Consider the following 14,123-nt stretch of genomic DNA (forward strand, 5'->3'; position numbering starts at 1 on the left):
GGCAACCTCATGCCCCCACCCCGGCCCTCCCCCGCTCTCGGCGGACCAAAGGTCCGCCTGCCGCGTCAGCGCAAACCTTTGGTTTGCGTGAGAGCTTCGCAGGGGAGGGAGATGATCGCGAAGCGGCGGCAGACCCCTCCCCTGCGAAAGCGGGAGAGGGTTAGGGAGGGGGCAACACGGTCCACCACCCGGCAGACAACCGACCCAGCCTGCGAGGGCACTCCACCGTGATCAACGGGGCGTTGGAGACACAGTCTCATCCGGAATCGCCAAGCGGCTTCTTATGGGATACGCCCACGCTGCCGCCTCGGCGGGACAGGCAGACCAACTCGGGACATGCCGCTGCCGCCCGGTGCCGCACCCCACCATAGGGGACGCGGAACATCCCCCGAATACCTCCAATTTGCGGGAAGGAAAGGAGTAGTCGGAGAGCGGCGGAGGCAGCGCCGCCACCGATCCGGATGATCCGGACGAAGTCACCCACTTTCCTTAATCTCTTCAAACTCACCCAGGGGAATCCACTCTGGATGTAAGGGGTATCGCCGGTGGCGGAGGAAGCCTCTTGTGATTTGTTGATTGACGGCCGCCTTTATCCTAATTCGTGGAGAACAGCGCAACCTTCTGATCTGTCTGCACAGAGGCGGAGCACGCGCTGATATTTGTGTGTCTTTCTGAACACAGAAGGACTCAAAGAAAAAGCTGATGAGAAACCGTCTTTCGCTGCGGCGCGTTAGGTCAGGCGCGAGACGGATGACATTCCGTTTCACACATAAATGGGACCTGCGATGAGCAAACTCGACCCAGAAGCGGTCATCAATCTGGCCCCGGTGAAGAAGACGGCCATGCCGACGGTGGGACCCGGGCTGCTGTTGGCGCTGTCCGACGGCTTCATGCTCGCCCTGCTCGGCTGGACGCTCATCCAGCTGTTCGGAAGCGACACCCTGACCGCGGAAGCGGACCTGTCGCAGCGCGCCCTGGTCACCGGCCTGATGCTGGTGCCGCTGGTGAAATCGGTTTTCGGAATTTATTCGCTCGGCCGCTTCGACTATCTGGAGCGGACCCGCCGCACCTTCCAGGCCGCCCTGCTGTCTGTGGCCGTTCTCGCCGTGCCCTTCATCGTGATGGACGGCTTCCGCTCCTTCTTCGTCGAGGCGCTGTCGGTCGCCCTGATCGGCTTCGCGATCACCTACGCCGCCGACCTGCTGTTGGTGCACGGCCTGATGGCCAGCGCGCTGAACTGGCGCACCCCGGTGGTGATCGTCGGCGCCGGCCCGCAGGGTGCGGCCATCGCGGAGAAGCTGCAGCGCCTGCCCTGGCTGGGGATGCGCCCGGTCTGCTTCTTCGACGACGACGACACGCTGTGGCAGACCCGCGTCGCCAACCTGCCGGTGGTCGGCTCGACCGACCTGCTCGCCAAGTCCCCGGCCTACGCCCAGCAGGCCCAGGCTGCCATCGTCGCCGACATCGGTCGGCACAAGAAGGAACTGACGACCCTGGTCGAGCGGCTGCCCTTCAAGCAGGTCTACTGCCTGCTGGGCGAGGGCAACGTCAGCGCGGTGGACGCCACCTACCACAACCTGCACGGCTCGCTGGCCCTGCGCGTCTCGGTCCGTCCGCCGACCAGCTACCTGCGCATCCGCCGCGCGCTGGACATCCTGCTGTCGGGCATCCTGCTGGTGGCGGTGGCGCCGCTGATGCTGGGCATCGCCGCGGCGATCCGTCTGGACAGCCCCGGCCCGGTCATGTTCCGCCAGAAGCGCTGGGCCGGCGGCGACAAGACCTTCGACGTGCTGAAGTTCCGCTCGATGCACATCAACGCGGAGGAGCATCTCCAGCGCCTGCTGGAGAACGATCCGAAGATGCGCGAAGAGTACATGACCTACCACAAGCTGACCTACGACCCGCGCATCACCCCGGTCGGCCGCTTCCTGCGCAAGACCTCGCTCGACGAGTTGCCGCAGCTGGTGAACATCCTGATGGGCGACATGAGCCTGATCGGCCCGCGCGCCTACATGCCGAAGGAACTGCCGGAGGTCGGCGCCTCCGCGGACGTCATCGGCTCCGTCCGTCCGGGCCTGACCGGCTACTGGCAGGTGTCGGGGCGCCACCGCACCACCTTCCAGGAACGCGTCGCCATGGACGTCTTCTACGTCCGCAACTGCGGCCTGCTGTTCGACTTCTACATCCTGTGCAAGACCGCGGTGATCGTCCTCAAGGGCGACGGGTCATGACCCTGCGGCGCCCCATCCAGGCCCCTCTTCCCACCCGGGAGAGGGGCTTTCCCTTTTCCGGGGTCCGCTCCGACGCCGCCGGAACCGGCCGTCATAGGCCCTGCGGGACCCGCAAGATCGGGGTGGGTGGCCCAACCAGAGGTAGCCCTGACGGGGGCGGCCTCCTTCGGCCTAATGCCTCCGCCCGGCTACAGGTCCGGGCATCGGGTTGGCATCTTCAGAAAACGATGCGGTGCGCCCGTCATGGGCGTTCACTGCCATAGCAGCCCTTTTCACCGGAACAGCGGCCCCATGAAAGTCCTCGAAGTTCTGGAAAAGAGCATCACCGTCTTCTGCATCGTCTCGTTCGGCGGGTCGGTGCTCCCGGCGCTGCTGACCGGCGGCGGCGCGACCGATCCGGACGCGCCGGGCGCGGTGATCTACTTCATGGCCGTCTACGTCATGATCCTGGGCCTGATCGCGCTGCGGCCCAGCTTGGCCTTCCGCATCCCGACGGGAAGCCCGGCGGTGTCGCTGATCGTGGCGCTGGCCTTCCTGTCGGCCCTGTGGTCGATCTACCCGGACGTGACGCTGCGCCGCGCGGTGGCCTTCCTGTTCACCACCGCCTTCGCCGTCTATCTCGCCCTGCGCTACACCTTCCCGGAAATCGTCCGGATGCTGGCGACGGGCCTGTCGATCCTGATGGTGCTGTCCTACGCCTCGGTCTTCGCCATGCCGGCGGTCGGGCTCGACCACGAGCAGCATGTCGGCGCCTGGAAGGGCATCTTCTGGCAGAAGAACGTCACGGGCCGCATGATGGTCTGGCTGGTGCTCTGCCTGCTCTGGCTCGACTGGACGCGCGAGGGCAAGCGCTGGGTGGTCCGCCCGCTGCTGCTGATGGCCCTGCTGCTGATCGTGATGAGCCGGTCGGGCACCGGCCTGGTGACCTCGATCTTGGTCGCCGGCCTGCTGCTGGTCAGCGGCTTCGTGCGCGGCGGCATCCGCAGCTTCGCGCCGGCCATGGCCTTCGTCCTGCTGGTCGCGGTGGTCGGCATCACCAGCGGCACGACCTTCTGGCACGACATCCTCTACATGCTGGGCCGCGATCCGACGCTGACCGGGCGCACGGTGCTGTGGGAACACACGCTGATGTCCATCCAGGACCGCTTCCTGCTCGGCTGGGGCTACGGCGCCTACTGGTACGGAGCCTACGGTCCGGGCAGCACCTTCACCCAGGGCTGGGGCATCAACTCCGCCCACAACGGGTGGATGGAGGCGTGGCTCGACCTCGGCCTGCCCGGCGTGATCCTGACGGCGATGCTGATGGGCCGCCTGCTGATCCAGGGCTTCGGCGCCATCCGCTACAGCGAAAACCGCGCCGAGCCCGCCTGGATCTTCACCGTCGGCTGCGCCCTGCTGCTGATCTCGGTGTCGGAGAGCGTGTTCCTGGAGCGCCATTCCCTGAACTGGATCGTGCTGGTGATCGCGGCGACCCGTCTCGTGCAGCGCCGCCGCTGGGCGAAGATGCAGGCCCGGATGCAGGACCAGCAGCAGGCGTACAACGCCGGCTTCGCCAGTTCCTCCCCTTACGGAACCTCCTACGGCGGGCCTCCGGCCGCCGGCTGGAGCGGTCCGGCCCGGCCCGGCTGACGGAAGGAGGCCCCCTCATGTTCCGCCCCCCGCATTCTCCGTCGCGACAGAAGGTAATGTCATGACGTCCTCACAAGAGATGGTCACCGTCGTCATTCCCACCCGCAACCGGCCGGACATGGTCGCGCGGGCCGTGGAAAGCGCGCTGGCACAGACCTACGCCCCGCTCGAGGTCGTCGTCGTCATCGACGGGCCCGACCCCGCCACCGAGGAGCGCCTGAGGGCGTTCGGCGATGCGCGGCTGACCGTGATCGCGCTGGAACAGAACCGCGGCGCCGCCGGCGCCCGCAATCTGGGCGTGGAGCGCGCGAAGGGCGCCTGGATCGCCTTCCTCGACGACGACGACGAGTGGATGCCGGGCAAGATCGCCCTGCAGATGGCCGCCCGCCCGCCCGGCGTGCGCTACCCGATCATGAGCTGCCGCTGCAAGGTGGTGACGGCCCGCGGCGACTTCGAATGGCCGCGGCGCCTGTGCACCCCGCGGGACCGGATCGGCGACTACCTGTTCGTCCGCCACGGGCTGTTCAAGGGCGAGACCTTCGCCCCCACCACCACCCTGCTCGCCCCGAAGGCGCTGCTCCAGCGCCAGCCGATCCCGAAATCGGCCTTCGACGACTGGGAGTGGCTGATCTCCTGCGGGCAGATCGAAAGCTGCGCCCTGGTGACGGTGCCGGAAGTGCTGGCGATCCACTACACGGAATCCGACCGCATCACCCTGTCGACCTGCCACAACATCGACATGGCCCTGAACTGGGCGGAGTCGGTGCGGCCCAAGCTGTCGCCCCGCGCCTACGCCAGCCTGCTGCTCCAGGCCACCGGCGGCGAACAGGCGGCGCGAACCCCGGCGGTGCGCAAGCGCATCCTGAAATCGGCGCTGCGGGACGGCGCGCCGACTCCGATGGCGCTGACCACCTTCCTGATGCATTCGCTGATGCCGGTCGGGCTGCGGCGTCGGCTGCGTCAGGCCATCTTCTCGGCTCCCGGCGCGGCGTGAGGGCAGAATGGGTTTGATCGATAGGGGTTTCCGGCGCAAAAAGGCGGCCCGCGCCTGCATTGTCTTCGCCACCCCCGGCGCGCTCGACGGCGGCGGGGGGATCGGGCGGATGACGGGTTACATCGTCGACGCCTTCCAGAACAGCTCCACCGCCCCGGAGACCGTGGTGCTCGACACCCGCGGCACCGGCAGCGCCCTGCTGTCGCCGGTCTATCTGGCCGGCACGCTGGCGCGGCTGGGCGCCCTGATGCTGCGCCGCCGCCAGACGGTCGTGCACATCAACGTGTCGGAGAACGCCAGCGTCTGGCGCAAGGCGGTGGTCCAGCTCTTCGCCGGACTGTTCTCCTGCCCCACGGTGGTGCATCTGCACGGCGCGTCCTTCATGGAGTATTTTGAAAAGGGGCCGGTGTCCCGCGCGATCAGCCGTTGGCTGTTCGACCGCTGCGGCATCGCTCTGGTGCTGGGCGAGAGCTGGCGGAACTTCCTGGTGCAGTCGGTCGGGACGGACCCGCACAAGGTCCGCGTGCTCTACAACGCCGTGCCGGACATCGGCGCCGACCTGCCCGTCCGCGCGGCGCCGCCGGAGGGGGCGATCGTGTCGCTGCTGGTGCTCGCCAACCTGTCGGAGCGCAAGGGCATCGGCACGCTGCTGCGTTCCTGCCGGCTGATGAAGGACCGGGGCTTCCGCTTCCGCGTGACCATCGGCGGTGGCGGCGACGTCGAGGGCTACCGCCGCATGGCGGCGGAGCTGGGCGTGGACGGCGAATGCCGGTTCGAGGGCTGGATCTCCCGCGAGCAGGCGCACGCCCATCTGCGCGATCACGACATGCTGCTGCTTCCCTCGACCCACGAGGGGTTGCCCATGGTGATCCTGGAGGCGCTGTCCACCGGCATGCCCGTCATCACCACCCCGGTCGGCTCGATCCCGGAGGTGCTGACCGACGGGGAGACGGCGCGCATCGTCCCGGTCAACGACCCGGAGGCGTTGGCCCATGCGGTCCGCGACCTTGCCGCCCGGCCGGCGCTCTACGCGCACCTGTCGGCGGAGGGGCGCCGGCTGTTCCTGGAGAAATTCGTCATCGAGTCCTATGGCCGCAGCCTTCAGGACATCTATGCGGAGCTGAACCGTCCCGACGCCGTTCGGCGCCCCTCATTGGGAGCGCTGCCCGACGCCGCGGCGGCGAAGCCATCGCTGACCCGCGCGGGCCGACAGTAAGAACCCATTTTTCCGCGGGGTCCCTAATTCCTTCCTCCCTGAAGCCTCGCGAGGGGAGCGCGACAGTCAGGAGCGGATATGATCTACATCGTTTCACCCGGCGGCACGCTCGAAAAGGGCGGCATGGGGCGAATCGTCGACAACTTCACGACGGACTTACGGGAGAACCGTCCCGACGTGAAGTTCGAGGTGATCGACAGCTACGGGCCGGACGCGAAATTTCATCTGATGCCCTTCTACTTCGCCGCAGCGATGCTGCGCCTGTTCGGCTGCTTCGCGACCGGCAAGGCCCAGCTCGTGCACATCCACATGGCCGAATATGGCAGCGTGCTCCGCAAGGGGCTGATCGTCGCCATGGCCTCTCTGTTCCGGGTGCCGGTCGTCCTGCATCTGCACGGGGGCCGTTTCCCCAAGCATTACGAGGACGCCAAGCCGCTGTCCCGCTGGGCCATCCGCCACATGATGGAGATGACCAGCGAGGTGGTGGTGCTGGGTGAATACTGGCGCAACTGGGTGGTCACCACCTTCCCGGCCGTGCGCCGCACGACCCTGCTGCACAACGCGGTTCCGGGTCCGGAGACGATCCCGGAGCGCGCGGAGGACGGGCCGGTGCGCCTGCTGTTCCTCGGCCGCCTGATCAAGCTGAAGGGCATCGACGTGCTGCTGGACGCCCTGGCGTCCGAGGCGTGCCGCAGCCGCTCCTGGCAGTTGACCATCGCCGGCGACGGCGACCTGGAGACCTACCGCGTCCAGGCCAAGGCGCTGGGGCTTGAGGAGCGCGTGCGCTTCACCGGCTGGCTCGACCAGACCGGCTGCCGCAAGGAGCTGGTGCAGGCCCATGTGCTGGTCCAGCCCTCGATGTTCGAGGGTCTGCCGATGTCGGTGCTGGAGGCCATGGCCAACGGCCTGACCATCGTCGCCACCCCGGTCGGCAGCGTGGGCGACGCCATCGCCGATGAGGAGACCGGCCTGTTGGTGCCGCCGGGTGACCGGACGGCCCTGGCCGAAGCGCTGGCCCGCGTGATCGACGACGCGGAGCTGCGCCGCCGGCTGGGTCAGGGCGCCCGCCGCCGCTTCGAACGCCAGTTCGACATCGCCGTCTACCGGGAGCGCATCGTGGAGATCTACCGCCGCAACGCCCGCGGCTGGATGTCCGAGCCGGCGCCCACAGCCTCCATCGGGCCGCGCCGGGCGCGGTCCGGCTGACGATCCCGCCGATCCGGGCCCGGTTCCGAACCGAGCCCGTCCTGCCTTTCAACCGGTCCGCAACCGCCTCGCCAGCCGTGAACAAAGGACCGGAACCACAGCAGAGGTCCAATCCCCATGAAGCAAGCCATCGCGGCCGGAATCGTGCGCTGGACGGGAGTCGGTGCCCTGTTCCGAAACTTGTTCGCGCGCCGGAACGTGACCATCGTCGTGTATCACGATCCGGACCCGGAGGTGATGCGCGCGCACCTCGCCTGGTACACCGAACGCTACAGTTTCACCACGCTGGACGCGGTGGCCGATGCGCTGGAAAGCGGGCGGTGGGGTGACCTGCCGCCCTATCCGCTTGTCGTCACCTTCGACGACGGCCACCGCAACAACGCCCGCCTGGAACCCCTGTTCAAGGAATTCGGGGTGCGTCCGACCATCTACCTGTGCAGCCGTGTGGTCGGCACGGCCCGCCCCTATTGGTGGAAGACCGCCGCCGCCGCGCGAATCGGCGCCGAGACTCTGAAACGCCTCCCCGACCCGGAGCGCCGCCGCCAGCTTGCCGAAGCCGGCGACGATCCCGACCGGGACGGCGCCGACCGCCAGTCGCTGACCTGGGACGAGGTCCGGCATCTGGCCGCCGTCACCGATTACGGCGCCCACACCCGCACCCACCCGATCCTCCTGCAATGCGACGACCAGCGCTGCGCCGAGGAGATCGCGCTGTGCAAGACCGAGCTGGAGGAGGCCACCGGCCTGCCCTGCCGTCATTTCGCCTTCCCCAACGGCGATTTCAGCGACCGCGAGGTGGCGATCATCCGGCAGGCCGGCTACCGCACCGCGCGCACCATCGATCCGGGCTGGAACGGCCCGAAGGCCGACCCGCTGCGGCTGCACGCCGTGCCGATTTCCGACGATGCCTCGGTGGACTGGCTGTCGGTGCAGGTGACCGGCATTCCAGCCTGGCTGCGCAAGCGCAAAGGCGACGGCGTCACGCCGGCCCCCACCACCCCGACGCACGGCGATCCGCTGCCGGCGGCGTGATCCTCGCCTTATGACAAGCGCTTCCCATGTCCCCTCTCCCCTCTGGGGAGAGGGTTAGGGTGAGGGGGTTGCGCTTTTGCCGGACTTGGCGCCACGGGCACCCCCCTCACCCGGCCCTTCGGGCCACCCTCTCCCCGGAGGGGCGAGGGAAAGCACGCCCGCCCCTCAGCAACCATGACGAGAGCGATAGGCCCTCCTACGCCGCAAGTCAGAGAGGGCTCCCCAAGAGTACGAGAAGGTATTCCCTGCTCAATTGCAATGACCCTGAGTGGTTAGCCACTGTCTTCACCGTCCGATCGTCCTTTGCACTCTCGAAAACACCGCATTCGAATGCAATAAAGAATGACGTACTCGGCGGCGTTGCCGAAGCCTCTCTGCAAAGAACGGGAAATGCCTTTCCCAATCCCACGCAACGAGGCGGTAACACCGAAAGGAACGGAACGGCCCCTTTGGAGTAACTCCCAACGAGGCCGACCACCGTCCCGAACTGCCGGCCAAGGATCGACGATCAAACCCACAGGAGTTGCCAGCGACATGCGGACCGCCATCACCACCGAGACGACGACCCTGAGCGCACCCGCCACCCAGGAAATCCGCGCCTTCATCGTGGAGAACTTCCTGCTCGGCAGCGACTCCGGCTTCGACAACGCCGAATCCCTGCTGGAGACCGGCATCATCGACTCCACCGGCATCATGCACGTCGTGGCCTTCCTCGAGGAGCACTTCGGCATCATCGTCGAGGACGACGACATGGTGGCCGACAACCTCGAATCGGTCAGCCGCATCGCCGCCTACGTCGAGCGCAAGCGGACCCTGAAGGACGCGGCCTGATCCATCCGCCAGGACGGAACGGGTCATCGGGACAGTCACCGAAGCCAGGCAAGGGAACAGCGTCATGGCGCACCTGCTTCATCAGTTCCTCAGCGAAACCGCCGCAAGGCGGCCTCACCACACCGCGCTGATCGCGGGGGAGAACGCCGTCACCTTCGCCGAGCTGGATCGCCAGAGCGACGCCGTCGCCTGCGCGCTCCAGTCCGCCGGGGTGGTGCGCGGCGACCGGGTGGCGGTCATGCTGGAGAACTCGATCGAGTATGTCGCGGGCCTGTTCGGCGCGCTGAAGGCCGGGGCCGTCTACGTCCCCGTCAACCCGTCCACCAAGGCGGACAAGCTGGCCTACATCCTGACCGACGCCGGCGTCCGGGCGCTCATCGCACCCTCCGCGCTCGCCCGGCAGGTTGTGCCGGCGGCTGGCGAGGCGCCTCACCTCGCCACCACGCTGTGGGTTGGGCCCGCTGTGCCGGCCGGGGCCGGCGGGCTCTCCTTCACGGATATCGTGGCTACCCACCCGGACCCCCAATCCGGAGGCACCAAGCCGCAGAACCGCGGCCTGATCGATCAGGATCTGGCCGCCATCCTCTACACCTCGGGAACCACCGGGCGGCCCAAGGGCGTGATGCTCAGCCACGCCGCGCTGGTGAACACCACCTGGTCGATCTCCACCTATCTGGAGAACACGCCCGACGACGTCGTGATGTGCGTCCTGCCGCTGACCTTCGGGTACGGCCTGTCGCAGATCCTGACCGGCGCGCGCGTCGGCTTCACGGTGGTTCTGGAACGCTCCTTCGCCTTTCCGGCGGAAACGCTGTCGCGCATGGTGAAGCACCGCATCACCGGCCTGCCCGGCGTGCCGACCTTCTTCTCCACCCTTCTCGGGATGGAGGCGCTGAAGACCGCCGACCTGTCCTCCCTGCGCTACCTGACCAACGCGGCGGCTCCCCTGCCGACCGCCCACATCGACCGCCTGCGCGAGCGCTTCCCGGATGCTGCCTTCTATTCGATGTACGGCATGACGGAATGCTGCACCCGCATCTGCTACCTCGACCCGCGCGACCTCGGCACCAAGACCGCCTCGGTGGGCCGGGCCATTCCCAACTGCGAAGCCTATGTGGTGGACGAACTGGGCAACCGCGCCGCCCCCGGCGAGGTTGGGGAGCTGGTGGTCCGCGGCGCCAACGTGATGCGCGGCTACTGGAACCGTCCGGAGGAAACCGCCAAACGCCTGCGCAGCGGGCCGCAGGGCGAAACCCTGCTCTACACCGGCGACCTCTTCACCATGGACGCCGACGGCTGCCTCTACTTCGTCAGCCGCAAGGACGACGTGTTCAAATGCCGCGGCGAGAAGGTCAGCCCCAAGGAGGTCGAAAACGCCCTCTACGAACTGGAAGCCGTTGTCGAGGCCGCCGTTCTCGGCGTGCCCGACTCCGCCGACGGCATGGCGGTGAAGGCCTATCTGGTCGTCCGCCCCGGCGCCACCCTGACCGAGATGGCGATCCGCCAGCACTGCCGGGGCCGCCTGGAAAGCCATCTGGTGCCCAAATTCATCGAGATCCGCGACGAGTTGCCGAAGACCGAGTCCGGCAAGATCAAGCGCGCGATGCTCGCCGAAACCGCCTGACTTTCTTACCGCCGATCCCTTTCCCGCCGGATCAAGACACACAGGAGAGCGTGCGATGTGTGGTGTCGCCGGAGTTCTCGCCGGGCCGCGTGCCGAGCCCGCCGGACTCGACGAACTGAAGCGCATGATCGCCATGATCGGGCATCGCGGCCCGGACGGCTACGGCTTCTACCGCGACGGGCGGATCGGGCTCGCCCATGCGCGCCTCAGCATCGTCGGCTTGGCCGGCGGCTTCCAGCCGATCCACAACGAGGAGCGGACTCTCTGGATCACATTCAACGGCGAGATCTTCAACCACGTCGAGCTGCGGCGTGACCTGGAGGCGCGCGGGCACCGCTTCTACACCCGCACCGACACCGAGGTGATCGTCCACGCCTTCGAGGAGTACGGCCCCGCCGCCTGGGCCAAGCTGAACGGCCAGTTCGCCATCGGCCTGTGGGACGCGGTGAAGCGCGAGCTGTGGCTGGTCCGCGACCGGCTGGGCATCCTGCCGCTGTTCTACGCCCGCAGCGGCGACCATCTCGCCTTCGCGTCGGAGGCCAAGGCCCTGTTCGGCGGCGGCCGCGTCGAGCCGCGCTTCGACGCCGCCCGCCTCGCCCAGGTCTTCACCCACTGGAGCGTCGCCCCCCAGGGCAGCGTCTTCGCCGGGGTGCAGAGCGTGCCGCCGGCCACCGCCATCCGCATCGACGCCGACCTGCGCCTGCACGAGGCCCGCTATTGGGAGCCGGACATGGCCGGTGATCCCGCCCTGTCCCGCATCACGCTGGACGAGGCGGCGGACCGGCTGGAGGAGAAGCTGCTCGACGCCATCCGCCTGCGGCTGCGCGCCGACGTGCCGGTGGGCGTCTACATCAGCGGCGGGCTGGACAGCTCGGTGATCGCGGCGCTGGCCCGCAAGCTCGACACCACGCAGATGCACAGCTTCGGCGTGCGCTTCGCCGACAACGCCTTCGACGAGACGCCGCAGCAGCGGCTGGTCGCCGGCCATGTCGGGACGGAGCATCACGACATCCTCTGCACGGCGGAGGACATCCAGGCGGCCCTGCCCGATGTGATCTGGCACGGCGAATCGCCGCTGGTCCGCACCGCCCCGGCGCCGCTCTTCCTGCTCTCCCGCCTCGTCCGCGACAGCGGCATCCGCGTCGTGCTGTCCGGCGAGGGCGCCGACGAGTGGCTGGCCGGCTACGACATCTTCAAGGAGGACAAGGTCCGCCGCTTCTGGGCGCGGCAGCCGCACTCCACGGCGCGCCCGAAGCTGCTCAGCCGCATCCATCCCTACGCCGCCACCAGCGGCCAGAAGGACAGCCCGCTCTGGCAGGCCTTCTGGAAGCGCGGCATGACGGAGACCGACGATCCCTTCTACGCCCACCGCATCCGCTGGCAGAACACCGCCTGGACCCAGCGCCTGCTGGCTCCGGACGTGCGCTCCGCCGCCAACGCGCAGGCCTTCGACGAGGCCGTCGCCGTCCATCTGCCCGCCGGCTGGTCGCGCTGGAGCCCGCTTGCCCGCACCCAGTGGACGGAGATCGCCGCCTTCATGTCGCCCTACCTGCTGACCAGCCAGGGCGACCGGGTGGCGATGGCCAACAGCATCGAGGTCCGCTACCCCTTCCTCGATCCGGAGGTGGACGACCTCTGCGCCGCCCTCCCCGACCGGGTCAAGATGCTGGGGCTGCGCGACAAGCTGGCGCTGCGCCGCGTCGCCTCGCGCCTGCTGCCGGCGGAGATCTTCCACCGTCCGAAGCGCCCCTACCGCGCCCCGATGACCACCGCCCTCTTCGGCGCCCAGGCACCGGCCTATGTCCAGGACCTGCTGTCCGAGGAGTCGCTGAACCGCTACGGGCTGGTCGATGCCGCCGGCGTCGCCGCCCTCGCCGCCAAGGCCCACCGCACCGACGGCCGTATGGCCGGCGAGCGCGAGGAGATGGCCCTGGTCGGCGTGCTCACCCTCCAGATGCTCGCCAGGAACGTGCTGGACGAGCTGCCGGGTCGGGCCTCGACGCTCCGCGCCCGCTTGGACGCCACGCCCATCCACATTCTCGAAGAGCATTTGGACAGCGCCGCCGCCTGATCCGGCGGACCGGCGCGGTCCCCAAGGCACAGTCCTTCTCACAGTCCCCTTCTCACAGTCCCCTTCTCACAGTCGATGCAACAACGCCAACCGGGAAAACCGACACCATGCTGAACGCCCTGCATCCCTTCGACGCCAACGCCCTCTCGCTCGACTGCGCGGCGGCTGCCCGGGAGATCGAACAGTTCATCCAGCGCACCGTCGCCCACGACCTGAAGCGCCAGGGCATCGTGCTCGGCGTGTCCGGCGGCATCGACAGCTCGGTCTGCGCGGCGTTGGCCGTGCGCGCGCTGGGGCCGGAGCGCGTCCTGGCCATCCTGATGCCGGAGAAGGAATCCTCGCCCGACAGCACCCGCCGGGGCCGGTTGCTCTGCGAGAGCCTGGGCATTGAGCCGATCATGGAGAACCTTACCGCTCCGCTGACCGCGCTCGGCTGCTACGACCGCCGCGACAGCGCCATCCGCCGCCTTTTCCCGGAATACGGTCCGGGCTGGAAGCAGAAGATCGGCCTCGCCGCCGGCCTGCTCGACGCCGACCGCGTCAACTACTTCACCATGACGGTGGAATCGCCGGAGGGCGACCGCCAGACCAGCCGCATGCCGGTGGACGTCTATCTGTCGGTGGTCGCCGCCACCAACCTGAAGCAGCGCGTCCGCAAGACGATGGAATACACCCACGCCGACCGGCTGAACTACGCGGTCCTCGGCACGCCGAACCGGCTGGAGTATGAGCTGGGCTTCTTCGTGCGCGGCGGCGACGGTCTGGCCGACCTGAAGCCGATCGCCCATCTGTTCAAGACCCAGGTCTACCAGATGGCCGCCTGGCTCGGCCTGCCCGACGACATCCAGAGCCAGTCGCCGAGCACCGACACCTACACCCTGCCGCAGTCGCAGGAGGAGTTCTACTACGCCATCCCCTACGACAAGCTCGACCTGGCGCTCTGCGCCTATGGCCACGGCGTGCCGGAGGACGAGGCGGCCCGCGCCCTCAACCTGTCGGTCGATCAGGTCCGCCGCGTCTACAAGGACATCGTCCTGAAGCGCCGCACGTCGGGCCGCATCCTGCGCAACGCCGCGCTGGTGCAGCCGGTCGAGGTGGATGGGAGCGACGCATGACCGCAATGCCCTGGCTTCAGCGGGGTGTGGAACGGTTCATGTCCGAGGATCGTGTCGCGCTGGAGTCCTTCCAGCGCGACCACTTCGGCGCGGACTCCCCGCTGCTGGACGACACCCATTTCAATTGGCTGTTCGAGGAGCCGCCGACCCCCGATCCGGAGGGGATGCAGCTCT

The 14,123-nt window shown here is 68.1% G+C and carries 10 protein-coding genes and 1 pseudogene (1 of these 11 cut by a window edge); all 11 read left to right on the forward strand.

Annotation, left to right across the window (positions count from 1 at the left end):
- Nucleotides 1-785 precede the first annotated feature (785 nt).
- A complete protein-coding gene (locus ABAZ39_RS20225) occupies nt 786-2,231 on the forward strand; it encodes an exopolysaccharide biosynthesis polyprenyl glycosylphosphotransferase (RefSeq protein ID WP_040134560.1) in 1,446 nt (481 codons plus the stop codon).
- A 291-nt stretch (nt 2,232-2,522) separates the two neighbouring features.
- Nucleotides 2,523-3,860 carry an O-antigen ligase family protein gene (locus tag ABAZ39_RS20230; RefSeq protein ID WP_040134561.1) on the forward strand — a complete coding sequence of 446 codons (1,338 nt, stop codon included), beginning with the start codon at nt 2,523-2,525 and terminating at the stop codon, nt 3,858-3,860.
- A 61-nt stretch (nt 3,861-3,921) separates the two neighbouring features.
- Nucleotides 3,922-4,854 carry a glycosyltransferase family 2 protein gene (locus tag ABAZ39_RS20235; RefSeq protein ID WP_040134562.1) on the forward strand — a complete coding sequence of 311 codons (933 nt, stop codon included), beginning with the start codon at nt 3,922-3,924 and terminating at the stop codon, nt 4,852-4,854.
- A gap of 7 nt (nt 4,855-4,861) precedes the next feature.
- Nucleotides 4,862-6,070, forward strand: a complete 1,209-nt coding sequence (locus tag ABAZ39_RS20240; protein ID WP_040134563.1) for a glycosyltransferase family 4 protein — start codon at nt 4,862-4,864, stop codon at nt 6,068-6,070.
- Between the two features lie 57 nt (nt 6,071-6,127).
- A pseudogene (locus ABAZ39_RS20245) lies at nt 6,128-7,276 on the forward strand (glycosyltransferase family 4 protein); the annotation flags it as partial.
- Between the two features lie 117 nt (nt 7,277-7,393).
- Entirely contained in the window at nt 7,394-8,308 is a 915-nt protein-coding gene (locus ABAZ39_RS20250; RefSeq protein ID WP_040134565.1) for a polysaccharide deacetylase family protein, read from the forward strand.
- Nucleotides 8,309-8,842: 534 nt separating this feature from the next.
- Nucleotides 8,843-9,139 carry an acyl carrier protein gene (locus ABAZ39_RS20255; protein ID WP_051658288.1) on the forward strand — a complete coding sequence of 99 codons (297 nt, stop codon included), beginning with the start codon at nt 8,843-8,845 and terminating at the stop codon, nt 9,137-9,139.
- A 64-nt stretch (nt 9,140-9,203) separates the two neighbouring features.
- Entirely contained in the window at nt 9,204-10,763 is a 1,560-nt protein-coding gene (locus ABAZ39_RS20260) for a class I adenylate-forming enzyme family protein (RefSeq protein ID WP_040134566.1), read from the forward strand.
- Between the two features lie 55 nt (nt 10,764-10,818).
- On the forward strand, nt 10,819-12,834 hold the full coding sequence (gene asnB, locus ABAZ39_RS20265; RefSeq protein WP_040134567.1) for an asparagine synthase (glutamine-hydrolyzing): 2,016 nt from the start codon (nt 10,819-10,821) through the stop codon (nt 12,832-12,834).
- Nucleotides 12,835-12,941: 107 nt separating this feature from the next.
- Nucleotides 12,942-13,949, forward strand: a complete 1,008-nt coding sequence (gene nadE, locus ABAZ39_RS20270) for an NAD(+) synthase (protein WP_040134568.1) — start codon at nt 12,942-12,944, stop codon at nt 13,947-13,949.
- A gap of 38 nt (nt 13,950-13,987) precedes the next feature.
- Nucleotides 13,988-14,123 carry the start of a GNAT family N-acetyltransferase gene (locus ABAZ39_RS20275; RefSeq protein WP_247875058.1) on the forward strand. 929 nt of this gene lie beyond the right edge of the window, so 136 of the gene's 1,065 nt are visible here — the first part of the coding sequence; the start codon lies at nt 13,988-13,990; its stop codon lies beyond the right edge, outside the window.

It is taken from the genome of Azospirillum argentinense (assembly GCF_000632475.1).
Classification (GTDB): domain Bacteria; phylum Pseudomonadota; class Alphaproteobacteria; order Azospirillales; family Azospirillaceae; genus Azospirillum; species Azospirillum baldaniorum.